This window comes from Pseudomonas sp. TREG-RG-20F-10-E-6-01 (assembly GCF_022662455.1).
Lineage (GTDB): Bacteria > Pseudomonadota > Gammaproteobacteria > Pseudomonadales > Pseudomonadaceae > Aquipseudomonas.
Genome location: NZ_JAKNQP010000003.1, coordinates 636587 through 660858 on the forward strand (window position 1 = coordinate 636587; position 24272 = coordinate 660858).

Genomic DNA, 24272 nt, shown 5'->3' on the forward strand with positions numbered 1-24272 from the left:
AGCCAGCTCCCACCTTCAGTTCGGTGTATGCCACTCACGACACCACCTCCCCAATCGCCACACCCTCACGCCACCACCGGGCCAACCCTTGAACATTCGGCGCCTTGAGCAACGTAAAGTGGTTCCCCGGCCCATACCAAACTTCCAGCCCGCTGCCCTGCCGTCGCCACCCCTCAATCATCAGGCTCTGTTCGCGCTGATTGCCCGCCGCATCCAGCGAAGGGTCCTCAGCCAACACCAACCGCACCACGCCGTTGTAACGCTGATGCGGCTGATACACCGTGCGCAACGCCGCTGCATAGGTGCGCGCCGGCCCGTCCATGGCATCCACCGCAGAGCGCACCGGCAACAGCCCAACGCCCACCATGCCCGCATGCAGCCATTGGCGCTGCGCCACTTCATCACGCTCGGCAAAGTCCGCGCGGTCGATACCCAGCGACTTGCCGGCGGCCAATTGCATCGCCTCGATCAACCGCAACAACGCCGCCGTGGTGGTGTAAGGCCGCCCGGTGCCCCCCGGCGCTTCGCTGTCGATCACCGTCAACGACGCCACCTCACGGCCCATCGTCTGCAACCGCAGCGCCATCTCCAGCGCGATCCAGCCGCCAAACGAATGCCCCACCAGGTGCACCGGCCCTTGCGGACACTCCTGTGCAAGCGCCGCCAGATAACACTGCGCCGCCGCTTCGACCTGGCTATGCGGCACCGCCTGGCCATCCAGCCCGCGCGGCTGCAAGCCGAACAGCGGCCAGTCACGCCCCAGCGCCTCGCTCAACCCAACATAGCCGGTGACGCTATCGCCCGCACCCGGTACGCAGAACACCGGCGCATACCCTGCCCGCCCGCTCTGAATGCGCAGCAGCGGTTGGTGCGCCACTTGCGCCACCGGCGAACACACGGCCAACGCCTCGCTCATCGCCCGTCCCAGCGCCTGAATATGCGGCGCCTGCATCATGCTCTGGTGATCACCCGGCACCTGCACCCGGCGCAACTGCCCAGGCGCCAACGCGTCCTCCCAACCCAGCGAAACACTGCGCCGCGACAACTCGGTAGGCCGCTCTTGCGCGCTGAACAAATGCACCGCGACCGGCAACGGGAACAGGCTGTAATGCGCCAGCGCATGCCCATGCCCGACCTCCCGCTCGATAAAACTCAAGAGGTCCGCGTCCGCAGCCGCTGCCATTTGCGCGTATAGCAAACCTTGATCGCGACAGCGTTGCAGCAGACCCGCAAAGTCCAGCTGTCCAATGCCCGCCTCCAAGTATTCAAGGCTCGCCAGCTCATCCACACCTCCCTGTGCTTTCCAATACGCCGTGCACTGCAACAGCAAATGCCGCTTGAGCGCATCCGGCCCGCTCCAGCGCGCCTTGCCCTGATCGGTCATGCGCGGCACGTAGCTGTCGATCAAACCGAGGAAGGCCACCGCCTCATCCAGCCCGAGTAATTGCATCGCCACTTCGTAGGCCAGCACGCCGCCAAACGACCAGCCCGCGAGCCGATAGGGCCCGTGCGGCTGGATGCGCCGAATCAACCCGACCAGGCGCGCGGCCAGGCCTTCCATGGTGTTCAGATGCACTTCGCCAAGCGCCGCGCCCGGCAGGCCATAAATGGGATAGTCGCCGGGCAGGTGCTGGCCCAGCGCCGGGAAGTACACGTCCATGCCACTGAACTCATGCAGCAGAAACAGCGGCGGCTGCGAGCCGCTGCTGCGCACGGTAATCACCGACGTCTCGCGCGCCGGCGCCTGCGTGCGCTGCTGCAGCATCGCCGCAACGCCAGCCACGCTGGCATGCTGGAACAGCTCGGCCAGGGACACCTGCAACCCGGCCTCTTCCATCAGGTTGACCAGCCGAATTGCCAGAAACGAATGCCCGCCCAGCTCGAAGAAGCTGTCATGGCGCCCAACCTGCTCCAGCTTCAAGACTTCGGCCCACAGGTTGGCCAGTTGCTGTTCCAGTGCATCGCCAGGCGCTTCGAAATCACGCCGATTCAACGCGTCCAGCGCCGGAACCGGCAAGGCTTTGCGGTCGATCTTGCCATTGGCCGTCAGCGGCAAATGCGCCAGCGGTACATAGGCCGATGGCAGCATGTAGTCCGGCAGCTGGCCTTGCAGGTGCGCCCGCACGCTGTCGAGGTCGACAGGTTCGGCAGCCCAGGTGAAGTAAGCCGCCAGGCGCTTGTCACCCGGCACGTCCTCACGCGCCAGCACCACCACGTCCTGAATACCCGCAAAGCTCGCCAGGCGCGCTTCGATCTCGCCCAGCTCAATGCGAAAACCACGGATTTTCACCTGGTCGTCATTGCGTCCGATGCACTCCAGCAAACCCTCCTGGGTCCAGCGACCAAGGTCACCGGTGCGGTACATCAGGGCACCGGCGTTGAAGGGATCGTCGACAAACTTTTCAGCGGTCAGCTCAGGGCGGTTCAAATACCCCCTGGCCACGCCATCACCGCCGATGCAGATCTCACCGGTCACCCCCACCGGCACCGGCTGCAACCAGGCATCCAGCACGTGAATGTGCGTGTTGGAAATCGGCCGGCCGACGGGCACGCTGTCGGCGTCATCGGCAATCGCCTGCACTTCATAGGTGGTGGCATAGGTGGTGGTTTCCGTCGGCCCGTAGCAATGCACCAAACGCAGCCCTGGCGCCTGCGCCAACAGGCTGCGGAACGCCGCCGGGTCGGCGCGCTCGCCGCCGCAGAGCAACATCCGCAAGCCGGCCAGCGCGCGCGGAATCAGCTGCACGTACTGGTTGAACAGCGCCGTGGTGACGAACAGCACAGTCGCGCCTTGCAGCGCACTGCCAAACGCGGCCGGGTCGAGCAAGGTCGCGTGGTCGATCACCTGTACCTGCCCGCCGTTGAGCAACGCGCCCCACACGTCCATAGTGCTGGCGTCGAACGCCGGGTTGGAGGCGAAGGCAATGCGGTCGGCCGCATTGAAGTCGGCGTAGCCGTTGTTGAGCACCAGCCGCGTGATACCGCGATGCGGCACCAACACGCCCTTGGGCGTACCGGTGGAACCGGAGGTGTACATGATGTACGCCACACTGTCCGAGGCTTGTGACAGGTCCGGGTTGTGGCTCGGTTGCGGGTCAAGGGTCAGGGTGTCCAGGTCCAGACGCCGGGCGGCGTAATCGATGGACGCGTCGCTGCGGGTCAGCAGCCAGCTCGCGCCGCTGTCCTGCAGCATAAAGCCCTGGCGCTCGGCGGGCGCGTGGATATCCAGCGGCACATAGGCTGCCGCGCATTTGAGAACCGCCAGTTGGCTGACCAGCAGATCGAGCGAGCGCGGCAGCAGGATCGCCACGTTATCGCCGGGACGCACGCCCAGGCTCAGCAGGTGATGGGCCAGGCGATTGGCGCGGGTGTTCAATTGGCCGTAGCTCACTGCCTGCTCGCCATGCAACGCCGCCACCGCGTCAGGCCGCGCCTGGGCCTGGGCTTCGAACAGGCGCTGGACCGTGTGCTCGCGGGGGAATGCACGCGCGGTGGCGTTGAAGCCCGCCAGCTGTTGGCCTTCGGCGCTGGGCAGTATCGGCAGGCGGCTGATGGCGATTTCACGGTTGTGCTCCAGCGCATGCGCCACGTGTTCAAGTGCATGCTGCAGGTAGCCACACAAACGTCGGGCACCCGGCCCCATGGCGTGCACGCTGAACCCGTCGCCGAGGTCATCGACACTTACCGACAGCCCGTAATTGGTGTGCTCCTCGGCCTTGAGCAACTCGATACCCTGCCAGGCCTGCGCCACGCCGCCGGTTTGCGCCGCGCTGTGACGATAGTTGAACAGCACGCTGAACAGCGGCGTCGCCACCGGCACGGCGCTGCAACGCTGGGCCAGCGCCAGCGGCGCGTGCTCATGGCCGAGCAGTTGGGTCAGGCGTGCATGAGTCGCACGCAACGCCGTACGCACCGACTGCTCACCCAGATCGACCCGCAACGGCAAGGTGTTGATAAACACGCCCATGGCGCGCTCGGCGCCTTCGCCGCCCTGCAGACGGCCAAGCATCACGGTACCGAACACCACACGCTCGCGGCCGCTGACCTTGCCCAGCACATGGGCCCAGGCCAGGTGCATCAGGCTGGCGGCGCTCACGCCCGCTTGACGGGCCTGGGTGCGCAGGCGCTGGCTCAACTGAGGTTCGATGGCCAGCTGCGCTTGTTCATCGACACCCAGGTTTTCGACCTCGGTGGGCTCGTCGATCTCACCGAGCATGTCGCGGAAAAACGCCTCGTGATCGTTAACCGCCAAACGGGTCTGGGCCACGTAATTGCGGTATGGCACAGCAGCGCCCAACGCCGCGTCGCGGCCCAACAGAAACGCCTGCATTTCGTGCTGCAGGATGTCCAGCGCGATGTGGTCCATCACCAGGTGATGAAACAGCAAGGTCGCCACTACGCGTTGCGGTTCCTGCACGTAAACCAGGCGCATCAGCGGTGCTTGAGCCAGGTCGAGGCGCGACGGCAACGGCCCTGTTTCGACGCTTAACGAGGCTTCACGCCAAACCACCTGCACCGGTTCATGAAGGCCATCCCAATGGAAAGAGGAACGCAGCACATCATGCCGCTGGATCACCGCCTACAACGCCCGGGCAAAGGCTTGCAAGCGCGCCCTGCTATCGAACGCAAACTGCGCCTGCAGCAGGTACGCATCGCCCTCGAGCACGGCGCGGTGATGATAGAGAATGCCGGCCTGCAACGGCGCCAGCGGGTAGATGTCCTGCACATTGGCCGCCCCGCCGGGGATGCGGGCGACAATGCGCTCGATAGCCGGCTGATCCAGCTGGATCAGGGGCAGCATGTCCGGGGTGATGTGCGTGCAACCGGGTGCGATGCCATTGGCCGGCACCGCCACTTCACGCCCGCTGCCCAGCGCCGCCGCCAACGCCGACAGGGTCGGCTGGGCAAACAGCACCTTCACATCCGCCGACAACCCAAGGCGGCGCATGCGCCCCATCAGGCTCACGGCCAGCAACGAGTGCCCGCCCAACTCGAAGAAGTTGTCGTGACGGCCCACCCGCTCCACGTTGAGCAGCTCGGCCCACAGGCTGGCCAGGGCAATTTCGGTATCACCCTGGGGCGCCTCGTACTCGCGCACCACCACCGAATCCAGGCCTGGCGCCGGCAGGGCCTTGCGGTCGAGCTTGCCGTTGGGGCTCAGTGGCAAGGCGTCGAGATGGACGAAAATCGCCGGCACCATAAACTCCGGCAAGTGGTGCAGCAGATGGCTGCGCAACACGTCGATTTCGCAGTGCGCGCCGGTGTAGTAGGCCACCAGGCGTTGCTCGCGGGCGATAACGGCCGCTTCATTGATCGACGGATACTCGGTCAGGCGGGCCTGGATCTCACCCAGTTCGATGCGTAAACCGCGGATCTTCACCTGGTCATCATTGCGGCCCAAATATTCGATATTACCGTCCGGCAAGTAGCGCCCGACGTCACCGGTGCGGTACATGCGCCCGCGGGTGAACGGATCATTCAGGAAACGCTCGGCCGTCAACTCAGGCCGATTCAGATAACCGCGCGCCACTTGCACGCCGCCGATAAACAACTCGCCGACCACCCCCAACGGCACCGGCTGCAACTGGCTGTCGAGCAGGTACATGCGCGTATTGGCAATGGGCTTGCCGATTGGCGTGTTGTCCGGCGTCACCGCGCCCGTGCAATTCCACGCCGTGACGTCCACCGCCGCCTCGGTCGGGCCATACAGGTTGTGCAATTCACTGTTCGGCAACTGCTGCTTGAAGCGCCGCACCAGGCTGCCCGGCAGGGCTTCGCCGCTGCACATCACACGCACCAGCCCGGCCGCCTGGCGCACATCGCCATGGGCCAGGAATACGTCCAGCATCGACGGCACAAAGTGCAGCGTGGTGATCTGCTCAGCCTCGATCACATCGCACAGGTACTCGGGCTCTTTATGCCCGCCAGGGCGCGCCATCACCAACCGTGCGCCCGTCAACAGCGGCCAGAAGAATTCCCACACCGACACGTCGAAGCTGAACGGGGTTTTCTGCAGCACCGAGTCCTGCGCCTCGAGGCCATATTCGTCCTGCATCCACAGCAGGCGGTTGACCACCCCGGCGTGTTCGTTGATCACGCCCTTGGGCTGGCCGGTGGAACCGGAGGTGTAGATCACATACGCCGTCACGCCCACTGCAGTCGGGTTATCCAACGGCTGGTGCTGCCAGCAAGGGTGGTCCAGATCGACCACCGGCACCGCGCCCAGCAACTCGCGCGTGGAGCCTTGAGCCAACACCACTGCTGGCGCACTGTCCTGCAGCATGTAGGCAATACGCTCCAGCGGGTAGGCCGGGTCCAGCGGCACATACGCGGCGCCCGCCTTGAGGATGGCGTACAGGCCCACGACCATGTCCAGGCTGCGCTCCACGCAAATAGCCACGCGCGAATCCGGCTGCACACCCAGCGCCAGCAAGTGATGGGCCAACTGATTGGCCTGCCCATTCAACTCGGCATAGGTCAGTTGCCGTTCGCCGGCCTTGACCGCAATCGCGTCCGGGGTGCGCTTGACCTGCGCCTCGAACATCCCGTGCAGGGTCTGGTCGAGGTTGTAATTGACCTCGGTGGCGTTGAACTCAAACAGCAGCTGCTGACGCTCACGGTCATCGACCAGCGATGCATGCTCAAGCACCGCCTGGTCGTTCTCGACCATCGCCTGCAACACGCGCGTGAAGTAACCGACATAACGCTGCACGGTCGACTCATCAAACAGCGCCACGGCATATTCCAGCGCGCCAAGAATGCTGCCCTGCACTTCGCCAAGGTTCAGCGACAGGTCGAATTTGGCAAAGTGGCTGTTTTCGACGATGCCTTCCAGGGCCAGGTCGCCCAATGCCAGGGTCGGTGCGCTGCTGTCCTGCCACGTCAACAGGGTTTGGAACAACGGGCTGTGGGCCAGGCTGCGCGGCGGCCGGGTGATTTCCACCACCTGTTCGAACGGCAGGTCCTGATGGGCCTGGGCTTCCAGCGTCAGCGCCTTGACCCGCGCCAGCAGCGCCTCGGTGCTCAACTCGCCGGAGGTGTCGATACGCACTGCCAGCGTGTTGACGAACAGGCCGATCAGCCCTTCTACCTCACTGCGCGTGCGGTTGGCCACCGGCGAGCCGATCACCAGGTCATGTTGCCCGGACAGCCGCGCCAGCAACGAGGCCCAGGCACTCATCAAGGTCATGTACAACGTGGTGCCATGGCGTTGGCTCAAGGCCTTGAGCCCGGCGGTGAGGCGTTCATCCAGGCGCACTTCGACACTGCTGCCGGCGTAATCCTGCTGCGCCGGGCGCGGGCGGTCGGTGGGCAACGTGAGCAAGGCCGGCGCGCCCGCCAGCGCCTGCTGCCAATAGCTGCTCTGGCGCTGCAGCACCTCGCCGCTCAACCACAGCCGTTGCCACACGGCGAAGTCACCGTACTGGATCGCCAGCGGCGGCAACGGGTCGGGCAGGCCGTGGCTGAAGGCTTGGTACAGCGCCATCAGCTCGCGGGTCAGCACGCCCATCGACCAACCGTCGGAGACGATGTGGTGCAAGGTCAGCAACAGCACATGGTGATCGTCGGCCATCACCACCAGCCGCCCGCGCAGCAGCGGGCCGCGCTCCAGGTCGAAAGGCGCCGAGGCTTCGCCGTGGATCAACGCATCCAGCGCCTGCTGGGGTTGCGGGTGGCGGCGCAGGTCCTGCACTTGCAGCGGCAGCACGTCTTCGGCCGGCATAATCAGCACCTGGGCGTCGTCGCCGTGCTGGGCAAAGCGGCTGCGCAGGGTTTCGTGGCGCGCCACAATCCGCGCCAGCGCCCGTTGCAGCGCCTCGACATGCAATTGCCCACGCAGACGCAGGCCAATGGGGATGTTATAGGCGGTGTTGGCGCCTTCCATCAGTGCCAGGAACCACAGGCGCTGCTGGGCGAAGGACAGTGGCACGGGTTCATCGCGGCTGGCCGGGAGAATATCCGGCAAGGTGCTGCGCCCCGATTGGGCCAGGACTTCGGCGACCGCCGCCAGCTCGGCATTGGCAAACAGGTCGCCGAGGATCAGCTCGACACCCAGACGCTGCCGCACCTGGGACACCATGCGCATTGCCAGCAGCGAGTGCCCGCCCAATTCAAAGAAATGGTCGCGACGCCCGACGCGCGCCACGTGCAGTACATCGGCCCAGATCTGCGCCAGCACGCTTTCGATCTCGCCCTGGGGCGCCTCGTACTCGCGGGTAAACACGGCGTCCATATCTGGCGCGGGCAAGGCCTTGCGGTCGAGTTTGCCGTTGGCGGTGAGCGGCAATGCCTCAAGCTTCACGTAGGCAACCGGGACCATGTAGTCCGGCAGATGCGCCACCAGGTGGGCGCGGATACCGCCAACGGCCAGCGGAGCGAACGACGGGTTTTCGGTGAAGTACGCCACCAGCCGGTCCTCACGGACCAGCACCACCGCTTCCTGAATACCCGGCAATTGGTTGAGTTGAGTTTCGATCTCGCCCAGCTCGATGCGCACGCCACGGATCTTCACCTGGTCGTCGTTCCGCCCCAGGTACTCGATATTGCCGTCCGGCAGCCAGCGCGCCAGGTCGCCGGTGCGGTACATGCGCCCAGCGTTGAACGGGTCTTGCAGGAAGCGCTCGGCCGTCAGCTCCGGACGGTTGAGGTAACCGCGCGCCACGCCTTTGCCGCCCACATACAGCTCACCGGCAACCCCCAGCGGCACCGGCCGTTGCTGCTCATCGAGCAAGTACACCGTGGCATTCGCAACAGGCTTGCCGATATGCAGTGGCCGGCCCGCCTCCACCTTGCCGGACGTGGCGACCACCGTGGCCTCGGTGGGCCCGTAGTTATTGATCAACTCAAAACGCTGGGCCCGCGCGAACTGGCGCAGGCGATCACCGCCGATCAGCAAGGTGCGCAAGGTCGGGTGTTCGATCTGTTGGCTGAAGGCGTACTCGGCCACCGGCGTGGGCAAAAAGCACACGTCCAACGGCTGCGCGCACCACCACGCGAGCAAGGCGTCGATGTCTTCGGTGCCGTCATTGGCCGGCGGCAGGTGCAGGGTCGCGCCGACACACAGCGCCGGCCACACTTCCCAGGCCATCGCATCAAAGCCGAAACCGGCGACACTGGCGGTGTGGCGCCCGGCACACAGGTCAAAGGCGCGGCAATGCCAGTCGACCAGGTTGGCCACGGTGTGGTGTTCGACCATCACGCCTTTGGGCAAGCCAGTGGAACCGGAGGTGTAGATCACATAGGCGAGGTTAGCGGGCGTGACATCGACCGTGGGGTTGCTCGCCGAATGATGCTGCCGGGTGAAGCGGTCCAGGTTGATCACCGGCACTTGCAGCGCGGGCAGTCGGTCCAGCAGCGCCTGTTGCGTCAGCACCGCCACCGGCGCGCTGTCGGTGAGCAAATAATTGAGGCGCTCGGCCGGGTGGGACGGGTCCACCGGTACATAGCAGGCGCCGGCCTTGAGGATCGCCAGCAACCCGGCCAGGGTATCCAGGCCACGGCGGGCGACGATGGCCACGCGGTCGTCGGGCTTGACCCCCAGCGCCAGCAGGTGATGGGCCAACAGGTTGGCTTGCTGGTTCAGTTCGGCGTAGGTCAGTTGGCGGCCTTGCTGCACGGCGGCGATGGCCTCGGGCGTGCAGGCCGCCTGAGCTTCGATACGCCCGTGCAGCGTGGTGCCTTGAGGGAAGTCGGCGTGGGTCGCGTTGAACTGCTCGAGCAGTTGTTGTCGCTCGGCGGCGGGCACGACCGAGACCTGATTGAGCGGTGTCTGTGGCGCCTGCTCCAGCGCAGTCACGAGGTTTTCCAGCGCGGTTTGCAGGTAGGCGCAGACGCGCTGCGGGTCCACCTGGGTGCTGGCGAGCAAGCTCAGGGCAAAGCCTTCGCCGAGGTCATCCACGCTCAAGGTCAGCGGGTAGTTGGTGCGTTCTTCGGCGCTGAGCGCCGCGATACCTTGCCAGGCCGACACGGCGGCAGCGCTGGCGGCCGGGGCACTGTGGCGGTAGTTGAGCAACGCGCTGAACAGCGGCGTCGGCGCAACCACGCCGCTGCAGCGCTGGGCCAGGGCCAACGCGGCGTGTTCGTGGCGCAGCAAGGTGGTCAGCCGCGCGTGGGTGGCCTTGACCCCGGCGCGCACGTCTTCGGCGCCCACGTCCACGCGAAACGGCAGCGTGTTGATGAAAATGCCCAGTGCCCGATCGGTGTCATGGCTGCCCTGCATGCGGCCCATCAATACGGTGCCAAACACCACATGCTCTTTACCGGCCAGCACACCCAGCACCTGCGCCCAGCCCATATGAAACAGGCTGGCGGCGCTCACGCCCAGTTGCCGGGCCTGCGCACGCAAGCGCTGGCCCAGCTCCGGCGCCAATGGCAGGCTGACTTCGGCAATCCCGCGGGCATCGCCTTGCACGTCTTGCAGGCCAAATGGCAAGGTCGGCTCGCTGATGTCGCCGAGCATCTGGCGGAAGAAACTTTCGTGCTCCTGCTCGCTGATCCCCAGCCGCGCCTGCGCCACATAGTTGCGAAACGGCACCGCCTGGCCCAGCACTGCGCCCTGCCCCAGCAGGCACGCCTGCATTTCATGGCACACCACTTCCAGGGCGCTGTGGTCGAGGGCCATGTGGTGAAACAGCAAGGTCGCGACGATGCGCTGATTGGCCGGATCTTCGGCACGCACCAGGCGCAGCAACGGCGCCTGGGTCACGTCGAGGCGATAGTGGCGGGCATCGAACAACGCGTGCAGCTGCGCGGCGATATCGCCGTCAGCCGGGTCCAGTTCCAACACCTGCACCGGCAATTGCGCCTGGCGCCAGACCACCTGCGACGGTTCCTGCAACCCGTCCCAGACCACGCCGGTGCGCAGGATGTCGTGGCGGTTCATCACGCTTTGCAGGGCGTGGGCGAAGGCCTCAAAACGCGCCAGGCTGTCGAACGCAAACTGCGACTGCATCACGTACGGGTCGCCCTGCTCGGCGCTGACGTGATGGAACAGAATGCCTTCCTGCAACGGCGCCAGCGGGTAGATATCCTGGATATTCGCCACGCCGCCATCGACGGTGGCGACGATGCGGTCGATCTCGTCCTGGCTCAGGCTCGACAGGGTCAGCATGGCCGGGGTAATGCGCTCGGCGCCCGCCGGGATGCCATTGGCCGGCACCGTCACTTCACCGGCCTTGGTCGGCGAATACTCGCCGGCCTTGATCAACTCGATCAACGCCGGCTTGTGCTCGCGCAACGCGGCAAGAATCGCCGGGTCGCTCAGCGCCTGTTTATTGCCCTGCACCGACAACTGCTCGCCCTTGAGCGCCAGTTGCACATCCTTGGTTTTCAGCGTCGCCAACAGCTCAGAAATGCTCACAGGACGATCTCCATTCGTTCGGTTATGGCGGCGTAGCCGGCCAGCGTCGGCTGTTCGAACAACGCCCGCACATCGGCTTCCAGGCCTTCCTGGCGCAGGCGTCCGATCAAGCTCACGGCGAGCAGCGAGTGCCCGCCCAGTTCAAAGAAGTTGTCATGGCGCCCGACCCGCTCGACGTTGAGCAGCTCGGCCCACAGCCTGGCCAGGAGGATTTCGGTATCACCCTGCGGCGCCGCGTACTCGCGCACGATCAGCGCGTCCATGCCCGGCGCAGGCAAGGCCTTGCGGTCGAGCTTGCCGTTGGGGCTCAGCGGCAGCGCGTCAAGGTGCATGAACAGCGCCGGCACCATGAAGTCCGGCAGGTGCTGCAGCAGGTGCGCGCGCAGCTGCTCGATGTCGGTAGGTACGCCGGTGTAATAAGCGACCAACCGGTCCTCGCGGGCCACCACCGCAGCCTCGTTGACCTGCGCATGTTCGAGCAGTCGCGCCTGGATTTCCCCCAGCTCAATGCGCAGGCCGCGGATTTTCACCTGGTCATCGTTGCGGCCCAGGTACTCGATATTGCCGTCGGGCAAGTAGCGGCCAACGTCGCCGGTGCGGTACAGGCGCCCATGGGTGAAGGGGTCCTTGAGGAAGCGTTCGGCAGTCAGCTCCGGGCGATTCAAGTAGCCACGCGCCACTTGCACGCCGCCGATAAACAGCTCGCCGACCACGCCCAATGGCACCGGCTGCAATTGCGTATCCAGCAGGTACATGCGCGTGTTGGCAATCGGTTTGCCGATCGGCGTGTTGTCCGGCACCTCGGGACGCGCGCAGTTCCAGGCGGTCACGTCCACGGCCGCTTCGGTGGGGCCATACAGGTTGTACAGGCCGATGCCCGGCAGCTGCTGCTTGAAGCGCCGCACCAGGCTGCCCGGCAAGGCTTCGCCGCTGCACATTACGCGCACCAGCCCGGCCGCCTGGCTGACATCACCGTGGGCCAGGAACACGTCCAGCATCGAGGGCACAAAGTGCAGTGTGGTGATCTGTTCGGCCTCGATCACTTCGCACAGGTACTCAGGCTCTTTATGGCCACCCGGGCGCGCCATGACCAGGCGTGCGCCGGTAAACAACGGCCAGAAGAACTCCCACACCGACACGTCAAAGCTGAACGGGGTTTTCTGCAACACGCTATCACTGGCCGTAAGACCGTACGCGTCCTGCATCCACAGCAGGCGGTTGACCACCCCGGCGTGCTCGTTGATCACGCCTTTGGGCTGGCCGGTGGAGCCGGACGTGTAGATCACATAGGCCTGGTGCCGGGCGGTAAGGCCTGGCACGTGGGGGTTGCCAGCGGGCTGGTGCTGCCAGGTGGCGTGGTCCAGGTTGACCACCGGCACCTCACCCAGCAACGCGCGGGTGGCGCCTTGCGCAAGCACCACCACCGGCGCGCTGTCTTGCAGCATGTAGGCCAGGCGCTCGCGAGGATAGGCCGGGTCCAGCGGCACATAACCGCCGCCGGCCTTGAGGATCGCAAACAGGCCGATGACCATGTCCAGGCCACGCTCCACGCAGATGCCTACACGCGAATCCGGCTGCACACCGAGTTCACGCAGGTGATGGGCCAGGCGGTTGGCGCGTTCGTTCAGCGCGCTGTAGGTCAGGTACTGATCGCCGGACTTGACCGCCACGGCCTGCGGCGTGCGCTCGACCTGGGCTTCGAACAGGCCGTGCAGGGTTTGATCGAGGTTGTAGTTGACGTCGGTGGCATTGAATTCCACCAGCAGTTTTTGCCGTTCCTCACTGCCCATAATCGGCAGGCGATTGAGCGGCTGATGCGGCGCCTGCTCGAGGGCTTCAACCAGCCCTGACAAAGCGGTCTGCATGTAACCGCACACGCGTTGCGCGTCGATTTGCGCCAGGGCAGTGACATCATAACCATCGCCCAGGTCATCCACGTTCAAGGTCAGCGGGTAGTTGGTGCGCCCGTCGTTGATCAGCGTCTGCATGCCTTCCCAGGCCTGCTGCGCCTCGGCCGAGCGCGTGGCGGCGCCCCGATGGCGGTAGTTGAGCATTGAGCTGAACAACGGCGCCGGGGCTGCCACGCCGCTGCAGCGCTGGGCCAGCGCCAGCGACGCGTGTTCGTGCCCCAGCAGCGCGGTAAGCCGTGCATGGGTGGCTCGCACCGCAGCGCGCGCACCTTGTGCGTCGATGTCCAGGCGCAGCGGCAAGGTATTGATGAACACCCCCAGCGCGCGGTCGGCGCCCTCGCCGCCTTGCATGCGACCCACCAGCACCGTGCCGAACACCACGCTGTGGCGACCCGAGGTGGCCGCCAGCACTTGGCCCCACGCCAGGTGGAACAGGCTCGCCGTGCTCACGCCCAGCAAGCGCGCCTGGGCGCGCAGCCGACGGTTGAGGTCATTGTCCAGGCGCAGGCAGTGTTCTTCGATCGCGTTGCCGTCGCCGCGCACATCCTGCAAACCGAACGGCAAGGTCGGTTCATCGACATCCCCGAGCATCTGGCGAAAGAACGCTTCATGTTCCTGCTCGCTTACGCCCAGACGCGCCTGGGCCACGTAGTTGCGGTACGGCATCGGCGCCGCTGTTGGCGCTGCGTGGCCGAGCAAGTGGCCCTGCATTTCGCGCAGCACCACGTCGAATGCGGTGTGGTCGAGGGCGATATGGTGGTAGAGCAACACCACCACTACGCGCTGGTTGGCCGGGTCCCGGGCGTACTTGAGGCTGATCAACGGCGCCTGGCTGAGCGTCAGGCGATAGCGTCGTGCATCGAAACGCTCATGCAGGCCAGCCAGTACATCGCCTTGCAGGTGCAGCTCTTCACGCGGCAGTTCAGCCTTGCGCCACACCACTTGCAGCGGTTGCGCCAGGCCTTCCCAGACCACGCCGGTGCGCAGGATGTCATGGCGATCGATGACCTGTTGCAGCGCCTGGGCGAAGGCGTTCAGGCGCTCAATGCTGTCGAACGCCAAGTGCGACTGCAGCAGGTACGGGTCGCCCTGCTCGGCAGTGATGTGGTGGTAAAGAATGCCCTCCTGCAACGGCGCCAGCGGGTAAATATCCTGCACATTGGCAGCGCCGCCGGGTACGCGGCTGACGACGTCGTCGAGAGTTGACGGGTCGAGCTCCACCAACGGCAACATGTCCGGGGTGATGCGCTGGCAGTCGGCGGCGATGCGGTTGGCCGGCACCTGCACTTCGCGGCCACTGCCCACGGCGGTGGCCAACGCCGCGAGGGTGGGCTGGCTGAACAGCACACGCACGTCAGCACTGAGGCCGACCTGGCGCATGCGTTCAATCAGGCTGACCGCCAACAACGAATGGCCGCCCAGTTCGAAGAAGTGGTCATGCCGGCCAACTTGCTCCACCTGCAACACCTCAGCCCAGATCCGCGCCAGGGTGGTTTCCACCGCGCCTTCGGGCGCTGCGTAGTCGCGGCTCAGCAACGCGGCTTGATCGGGTTGCGGCAAGGCCTTGCGGTCCAGCTTGCCGTTGGCGGTCAGCGGCAGCGTGTCGAGCCTGACGTAGGCTGCTGGCACCAGCGCGTCTGGCAGCTGTTGCTGCAGTTGCGCACGCAAGGTTTCAATCGGCAGCGGGTACTTTTCGATGAACCAGGCCACCAGACGCCCCTCGCGCACCAGCACCACGGCCTCAGCGATACCGTCGAGTGCCGCCAGGCGGCTTTCGATTTCACCGAGTTCGACGCGCACACCGCGCACTTTGACCTGGTCGTCGTTACGGCCCAGGTACTCGATATTGCCGTCGGGCAGCCAACGCGCCAGGTCACCGGTGCGGTACATCCGCCCAGGGTTGAACGGGTCCTGCAGGAAACGTTCGGCGCTCATCTGCGGGCGGTTCAAATACCCCCGCGCCACGCCACGGCCGCCCACATACAGCTCACCAGCGACGCCCACCGGCACCGGGCGCAACTGTGCGTCGAGCACGTACACGCTGGCATTGGCGATGGGCCGGCCGATGTGCAGCGCCTGCCCGGCGCGCACACGGCCGGAGGTGGCGACCACCGTGGCCTCGGTAGGCCCGTAGTTGTTGATTACCGCAAAGCGCCGCTCCTGGGTGAACTGGCGCAGGCGATCACCGCCGATTAACAGAATGCGCAAGGTCGGGTGGTGCAGGTTCTGGCTGAAGGCGTACTCGGCCACTGGCGTGGGCAGGAAGCTGACGTCCAGTGGCTGCTCCAGCCACCAGGCGAGCAATTCGTCAATGTTTTCATTGCCGACCTTCGCGGGCGGCACGTGCAAGGTCGCGCCTGCACAGAGTGCCGGCCAGACCTCCCAGGCCATCGCGTCAAAGCCAAACCCGGCGACGCTGCTGGTGTGGCTGCGCGCGTCCAGGCCAAAGGCCTCGCAATGCCAGTGCACCAGGTTTTCCACGGTGCGGTGTTCCACCATCACGCCTTTGGGCTGGCCGGTGGAGCCGGAGGTGTAGATCACGTACGCCAGGTGCGCCGGGGTCAGGCCGACCAGTTGCGGGTTGCTGACGGCGTGGTGCCGCAAGCACTCGTCGAACAGGTCGACAGTGGCGTGCGTGCCCAGCAGGTCACGGGTGCTTGCCTCGGCCAAGACCGCTACCGGCGTGCTGTCCTGCAGCAGGTAGGCGATACGTTCGGCGGGGTAAGCCGGGTCGACAGGCACGTAGCCGGCGCCGGCCTTGAGAATGCCCAGCAGCCCGACCAGCATGTGCGGGCCACGGCGACAGCAGATCGCGACGCGGTCGTCCGGCTGCACGCCGAGTGTCAACAGGTGATGGGCCACCTGGTTGGCGCGTTGATTGAGCTGCTGATAGGTCAGGACTTCGCCGTCCTGCTGCACGGCAATCGCGTGGGGCTGACGTTCGACCTGGGCTTCGAAGGCGCCGTGTACGGTGTGCCCGGTCGGGAAGTCCGCGGCTGTTGCGTTGAATTCGCGCAGCAGGGTTTCGCACTCTGCCGGCGGCAGCACTGGCAATTGATTAAGCGGGGTGCTCACCGCGCTTTCCAACGCCGCGACCAACTGCTCCACGGCGCGGTGCATGTAGCCACACAGGCGCTGGGCGCCGATCTGCGGCAGTGCCAGCACGCTCAGGCCAAAGCCTGTGCCGAAGTCATCGACGCTGAGGGTCAGCGGGTAATTGCTGCGCTCCTCACCGCCCAGCAGTTGCACGCCTTCCCAGATGCCATGGCCATCGCGGGCCATTTCGCCGGGGCTGCTGTGACGGTAATTGAGCAAGGCGCTGAACAACGGCACGGCCGTCGGTACGCCGCTGCAACGCTGGGCGAGGGCCAGCGACGCATGCTCGTGCCCCAGCAGCGCGCTCAAGCGGCTATGCGTGGCCCTGACGGCCGCAGCAGCAGCGCACGCGACATCGACGCGCAGCGGCAAGGTGTTGATGAACATGCCCAACGCACGGTCAGCGCCCTCACCCGCCTGCATGCGCCCCATCAGCACCGTGCCGAATACCACCTCATCACGCCCGGACACCAGCCCCAGCACTTGTGCCCACGCCAGGTGCATCAGGCTGGCCGCACTGACTCCCAGCACCCGCGCCTGTTCACGCACCCGCACTGCCAACGCGGCGTCCAGCGGCTGTTCGGCCTCTTCGATAGCGCGGCCGTCGCCCTGCACGTCCTGCACGCCAAAGGGCAAGGTCGGCTCATCGACATCGGCGAGCATGTCGCGGAAGAAGTGCTCGTGTTCCGCCACGCTGACACCGAGGCGCGCCTGAGCCACGTAGTTGCGAAACGGTGCAGCGTCGGGCAGTGCCTCGGCCTGGTTGAACAGGAACGCACGCATCTCCTGGCCGACCACTTCCATGGCGGTATGGTCGAGCGCCAGGTGATGGAACAACAGGATCGCCGCGACCCGATTATTCGCCGGGTCCTGGGCATAGACCATGCGCAGCAGCGGCGCCTGGGTGATGTCCAGGCGATAGTGGCGGGCATCGAAACGTTCGTGCAGTTGCTCGATGACGCCGCCGTCAGCCGGGTCCAGGACGACCTCTTGCACCACCAGCCGGGCCTCGCGCCAGACCACTTGCACCGGGCTGTCCAGACCTTCCCAGACCACGCCGGTGCGCAGGATGTCGTGACGGGCCGCGACCTGTTGCAGCGCGCCCATGAAGGCGTGCAAACGCTCAAGGCTGTCAAACGCCATGCGCGACTGCAGCAGGTACGGGTCGCCCTGCTCGGCGCTGATATGGTGATAAAGAATGCCTTCCTGCAGCGGCGCGAGCGGGTAGATATCCTGCACATTGGCCGCGCCACCCGGCACCGTGGCGACGATGCGCTCGATCGCTGCCTGGTCGAGTTGCACCAGGGTCAGCATCGACGGCGTTATCCGGGTGCAGCCGGCTGGAATGCCATTGGCCGGCACCTCGATCTCACGCCCGCTGCCGACTGCCGCTGCCAGCGCCGCCAGGCTTGGCTGGCTGAACAGCACACGCACATCCGCGCTCAGGCCCACCTGGCGCATGCGCTCAATCAGGCTCACGGCCAGCAACGAATGCCCGCCCAACTCGAAGAAATGGTCATGCCGGCCGACACGCTCGAGCTTGAGCACGTCCTGCCAGATCTGCGCCAGCAAGGTTTCCACCTCGCCCTCCGGCGCCTCGTAACCGCGACTGAGCAGCGCGCTCTGATCCGGTACGGGCAAGCCCTTGCGGTCGAGCTTGCCGTTGGCGGTCAGTGGCAACAGTGCCAGCCACACGTAGGCTGACGGCACCATGTAGTCCGGCAACCGGCCTTGCAGATGAGCGCGCAGTGCCTGGATGTCCAAGGGTGCCTGGGCGGTGTAATACGCCACCAGGCGCTTGTCGCCCGGCTCGTCTTCGCGGGCCAGCACCACCGCGTCTTTTACGCCGGGGAACGCGGCCAGGCAGGTTTCGATTTCGCCCGGCTCGATACGAAAACCGCGGATCTTGACTTGCAGGTCGTTACGCCCCTGGTACAGCAAGGTAGCGTCGGCCTGCCAGCTGGCCAGGTCGCCGGTGCGGTACAGCAGGCCTTCGCCGAAGGGGTTGGGGATGAATTTTTCTGCCGTCAATTGCGGCTGGTTCAAATAGCCGTTGGCCACCCCGGCGCCGCCGATATACAGCTCGCCAACCACGCCCAGCGGCAGCGGTTGCTGGCGTGCGTCGAGCACGTAGGCCTGGGCATTTGCGATGGGGCGGCCAATCGGGACACTGCCCGCAGCCGGCGCGGTGATTTCAAAGGTGGTGGAGAACGTGGTGGCCTCGGTCGGGCCATAGCCATTGAGCAGATGCTGGGGTTTGCCGTGCTGGAGCACACGGCTGATCACCTGCGGGTCGAGCACATCGCCGCCGACGATCAGGTAGCGCAGTTGGCGGAACACCGGCAGCAACGCGTCGGCGTATTGATGGAACAGGCCGGCGGTCATCCACAACACGCTGACGGCTTGCTCCTGCAACAGCGAGGCAAACGCCGCCTGGGACAGCAGCACCGCATGCTCGACCACCACCACACAACCGCCGTTGAGCAACGGCGCCCACACGTCGAGGGTGCTGGCATCGAAGGCCGGGTTGGAAGCGAACGCCACGCGGTCGCGCTCATTGAAATCGGCATAGCCGTTGTTCAGCACCAGGCGCGAGATCGCGCGGTGCGGCACTTGCACGCCTTTGGGTGCACCGGTGGAGCCGGAGGTGTACATGATGTACGCCACGCTTTGCGCCGACTGGGCCAGGTCGGGGTTGCGCGGCGACTGCGCGTCCAGGTTCAGGTCGGCCAGGGTATTGAGCACGCGGTGCGCGCCGCTGTCCTGCACCATGAAGGCCTGGCGCTCGACCGGCGCATTGACGTCCAGCGGCACATACACCGCTGCGCACTTGAGGATCGCCAGTTGGCACACGAGTAAATCCAGCGAGCGCGGCAGTGCGATCGCCACGCTTTCGCCCGGCTGCACGCCCTGACTGATCAGGTGGTGGGCCAAGCGGTTGGCACGGCGATTGAGGTCGCGATAACTCAACGACAACGCGCCCTGCACCGCCGCCACAGCGTCGGGACGTGCCAGCGCCTGAGCTTCGAACAGTTGGTGCACCGTGAGCTGCGACGGGTAGTCACGCGCGGTGGCGTTGAAAGCCACCAACAGTTGGTGGCGTTCGGCAGCCGGCAGGATCGACACGGCCTGCAAGGGCGTGGTCGGCGCTTGTTGCAACGCGGTCACCAGATGGCTCAACGCGGTGAGCATGTAGGCGCCCACGCGCTGTACATCCAGGCTGTTCACGCCCTGCACGGTCAAGGAAAACCCGCTGCCCAGGTCATCGACGTTTAACACCAGCGGATAGTTGCTGCGTTCTTGCGAACTGAGAATCTCGATCCCGGACGCGGCAAACGGGCTGTCTCCCGGGGCTTCACCCGGCGCGCTGTGGCGGTAATTGAGCAGCGTGCTGAACAGCGGCAGTGAACCCGGTACGCCGCTGCAACGCTGTGCCAGCGACAGCGAGGCATGCTCATGCCCAAGCAACTGCGCCAGGCGCGCGTGGGTGGCGCGCACGCCGGCTTGCACGCTGACGGCGCCGAGGCTGACGCGCAGCGGCAAGGTATTGATGAACATCCCCAACGCACGGTCGGCGCCCTCGCCGCCCTGCATACGGCCCAGCAACACGGTACCGAACACCACGTCCTGCTGGCCGGAGACTTGGGCCAACACCTGGGCCCAGGCCAGGTGCACCAGGCTGGCGGTGCTCACGCCCAGTTGCCGCGCCTGTTCGCGCAAGCCGTGACTGAGTGCCGGCTCCAATGGCAGGTGTGCGTCGACGATGCCGCTGCCGTCGCCATTCACATCCTGCAAACCGAACGCGAGCGTCGGCTCGTCGATATCGCCCAGCATGTCGCTGAAGAAGGCTTCGTGTTGCGCCTGCGTCACGCCCAAGCGCGCCTGGGCCACGTAGTTGCGGTACTGCACCGCGTCCGGCAGCTGCGCGCTGGTGCCGGCGAGGCTGGCGCTCATTTCTTCGACCAGCACTTGCAAGGCGGTGTGGTCGAGCAGGATGTGGTGCAGCAGCAAAATGCCGACGTAACCGCCCTGCTGCTCGGCGTAGCCAAAGTGCATCAGTGAAGCGCGCGACAGGTCGAGGCGATAATGGCGTGGATCGAAGCGTTGCTGCAGGTGCGCGAGGGCATCAAGGCCGTGCGCGTCAATGCGCTCAACCGCCAAGGGCGCCTGGCGCAGCACCACCTGCACCGGTTCATCCAGGCCTTCCCAGACAATCCCGGTGCGCAGGATGTCGTTGCGTTCAATCACGCTGTGCAGCGCCTGGATAAACGCATCCACCGCCGCCTGGTCGGCAAAGCGCAACTGCACCTGCAACACGTAGGGGTCGCCCTCGGTGGTTGCCAGGTGGTGGTAAAGAATGCCGGCCTGCAACGGCGCCAGACCGTAGATGTCCTGCACGTTGGCAATGCCGCCAGGCACGCTTTCGAGGATGTGGTCGATAGCGGCCTGGTCCAGGGCCACCAGAGGCAGCATGTCCGGTGTGATGCGCGCGCAGCGGTCGACGATCAGGTTGGCCGGCACCTGCACTTCCCGCTGCCCGCCCACTGCTGCGGCCAATGCGGCCAACGTGGGTTGGCCGAACAGCACGCGCACATCACAGCTCAAGTCCACCTGGCGCATGCGTTCGATCAGCTTGACCGCCAGCAGCGAGTGGCCGCCGAGCTCGAAGAAATTATCGTCGCGGCCGACCTTGTCGAGCTTCAACAACTGCTGCCAGATACTGGCGATGGCGACTTCAACCGCACCTTGCGGGGCGGCATAGTCACGCCGCGCCAGCGCGTCGGCGTCCGGGGCGGGCAAGGCCTTGCGGTCAAGTTTGCCGTTGGTGGTCAGCGGGAATTGATCCAGCAGTACGAACGCGCTGGGCACCATGTACTCGGCCAGGCTGAGCAGCAGGTGATCACGCAGCTGGGCAGCACCCAGTTCACGCTCGGCGATCACGTAGGCCACCAGGCGTTTGTCGCCCGGTGCGTCTTCACGGGCGATTACCACCGCATCACGCACGCCGTCAGCGGTGGCCAGGCGCGCCTGGATTTCGCCCAGCTCGATACGGAAACCACGGATCTTCACCTGGTCGTCGTTGCGGCCCAGGTACTCGACACTGCCGTCGGCCAGCAGGCGGCCGAGGTCACCGGTCTTGTACATGCGCAGGCCGGTGGCCGGGTCGGCCAGGAAACGCTCGGCATTGAGCGCGTCACGGTTGAGGTAACCCCGCGCCACCCCGGCGCCGCCGACGTACAGCTCGCCGACCACGCCAAACGGCAACGGCTCGCGACGCTCATCCAGCACGTACAGCTGCAGGTCGGGAATGCGCACGCCAATCGGGCTGACGCCGACCAACTGCGCGTCCGCGGCCTCCAGCGCGCGATAGGTCACGTGCACGGTGGTTTCGGTGATGCCGTACATGTTGACCAGTTGCGTACCGGCGTTGATGGCGCGGGCGTACCACGGCTTGAGCATGCCGGGCTCAAGGGCTTCGCCGCCGAAAATGACCTGACGCAAGGAGTGCGACTGGGCGCTTTGGGCCGCAATCAACTGGCGGAATGCGCTGGGCGTCTGGTTCAGAATGCTCACGCCCGCGTCGCAGATCAGCGCGTAGCACTCATCCGGCGAACGGCTGACCAGTTGCGGCACGATCAGCAATTGGCCGCCGTGCATCAGCGCGCCCCAGATTTCCCACACCGAGAAGTCAAACGCAAAGGAATGGAACAGCGCCCATACATCATTGCGGTTGAAACCAAACCAGTGGTCAGTGGCGGTGAACAGCCGTGCGACCTGGCGATGTTCGATCATCACGCCTTTGGGCAGGCCGGTGGAGCCTGAGGTGTAGATCACGTAGGCCAGGCTCGCCGGGCTGAGAGCGATGCGCGGGTTGACGATGGACTCACCACGCAGGCTGTTGAGGTCGATCTGCGCCAGCTCGCCCACCAGGTGGCGGGTGTTGGCTTGCACCAGCACGGCCAGCGGTTCGCTGTCAGCCAGGGTGTAGGCGATGCGTTCCAGCGGGTAAGCCGGGTCAATCGGCACATAACCGGCGCCGGCCTTGAGGATGCCCAGCAGACCGATGATCATCTCGGGGCCACGTTCAACGCAGATCGCCACGCGGTCATCCGGGCGCACACCCTGCGCAAGCAGACGGTGCGCGACCTGGTTGGCGCGTTCATTGAGTTGGCGGTAGGTCAGGCGCTGCGTGTCGAAGCGCACGGCGATGGCTTCGGGACGGGCGGCGGCATGGGTTTCGACTTGCTGATGGATCAGGGCGGTGTCGGCGTAGTGCGCGGGGCTTTGATTGAGGCGGTGCAGCAGGTGGTGGCGCTCGGTGTCAGGCAGGATCTTCAGGCCGCTCAGCGGCTGATCCGGTCGCTGCTCCAACGCATCGGCCAGGCTGTGCAGCGCGGTATGCAGGTAAGCCGCGACACGTTGTGCGCCGATGGCGGCATCGACCATCACCGTCAGTGCAAAGTCTTCGCCCAGGTCATCCACGTTGACGGTCAGCGGGTAGTTGGTGCGCTCCTCGGCACCGAGCACCTGGATGCCTTCGGCCACGTCGATGACGGCGGCCATATCGGTAGCGGCGCTGTGACGGTAATTGAGCATGGCGCTGAACAGCGGCGTCGGCGCCGCCACACCACTGCAACGCTGAGCCAGGGCCAGGGACGCATGTTCGTGGTTGAGCAAAGCCGTCAGACGCGCATGGGTGGCCTTGACCCCGGCGCGCACGCCCTGCTCGCCCACATCCACGCGTAACGGCAAGGTATTGATGAACATGCCCAGGGCCCGTTCACCGCCCTCGCCTGCGCCCATACGGCCAAGCATCACCGTGCCGAACACCACCGCGTCACGACCGGACACCACGCCCAATACACGCGCCAATGCCAGGTGCATCATGCTCGCCACGCTCACGCCCAATGGGCGCGCCAGGCTGCGCAGGCGCCGGCTGAGGGCGCTGTCCACGGCGATGCGTGCTTCGTCAATGCCCTGCCCGTCGCCTTGCACATCCTGCAAGCCGAAGGGCAAGGTCGGCTCATCGATATCGGCCAGCATGTCGCGGAAGAACGCCTCGTGCGCCTGCTCGCTGACGCCGTGGCGCACCTGGGCGATGTAGCCGCGAAACGCGACCGGCGCACCCGCCTGGGCTTGCTCGCCAGCCAGGTACAACTGGATTTCATGGCGCACCACATCAAGGGCGGTGTGGTCGAGGATGGTGTGGTGGAACAGCAGCATCGCCACCACCCGACTGTTGGCCGGGTCGTCGGCAAACACCAGGCGCAACAGCGGCGCCTGGCCAAGGTCCATGCGGTAGGTGCGTGCGTCGTAGCGCGCGAGCAGTTGGGCCAGGGCATCGCCGCCATTGAAGTGCGCTTGTTCGCAGACCAGGTTTGCCTTGCGCCATACCACTTGCAGCGGCTCGTCGAGGCGCTCCCACGCCATGGAGGTGCGCAGGATATCGTGACGGTCAATGACCCATTGCAACGCTTGCGCAAAGGCGTCCAGGCGTGCGCGGCTGTCGAACACAAACTGCGCGTGCAGCACGTAAGGGTCGCCCTGCTGCGCCGAAAGGTGATGGTAAAGCATGCCTTCCTGCAGCGGCGCCAGCGGATAGATGTCCTGCACATTCGCCGCGCCGCCGGGGATGGCCGCGACGATACGGTCGATGGCCGGCTGGTCAAGGCTGACCAGCGGCAGCATGTCCGGGGTAATGCGGTAGGCGGGGCTCAGCCAGTCGCCGCCCTGCTCGGCCACCCACTCCAGCAAGCGCGGCTTGTGCGCGATCAGTTGATCCCACAGCGCATCATCCAGCGCTTCGTCGTCGCCCAGGATGATCAGGTCGCCTTCTTCGAGTTGCAGACGGATCGCGTGGGTGGAAATCGCTGCCAATAATTCGCTGAACTGCATGGGGGTAACCT

General features: G+C 65.6%; 1 protein-coding gene and 1 pseudogene. Both read right to left on the minus strand.

Annotated elements, in window-relative coordinates:
• Positions 1–34: 34 nt before the first annotated feature.
• Positions 35–11359 (minus strand): annotated as a pseudogene (locus L8K08_RS13220) (amino acid adenylation domain-containing protein).
• Positions 11356–24261: a non-ribosomal peptide synthetase gene (locus L8K08_RS13225; RefSeq protein WP_242197593.1), complete on the minus strand. Its 12906-nt coding sequence runs from the start codon at positions 24259–24261 to the stop codon at positions 11356–11358. The pseudogene L8K08_RS13220 and the gene L8K08_RS13225 overlap by 4 nt, the downstream one beginning before the upstream one ends.
• Positions 24262–24272: the final 11 nt, after the last annotated feature.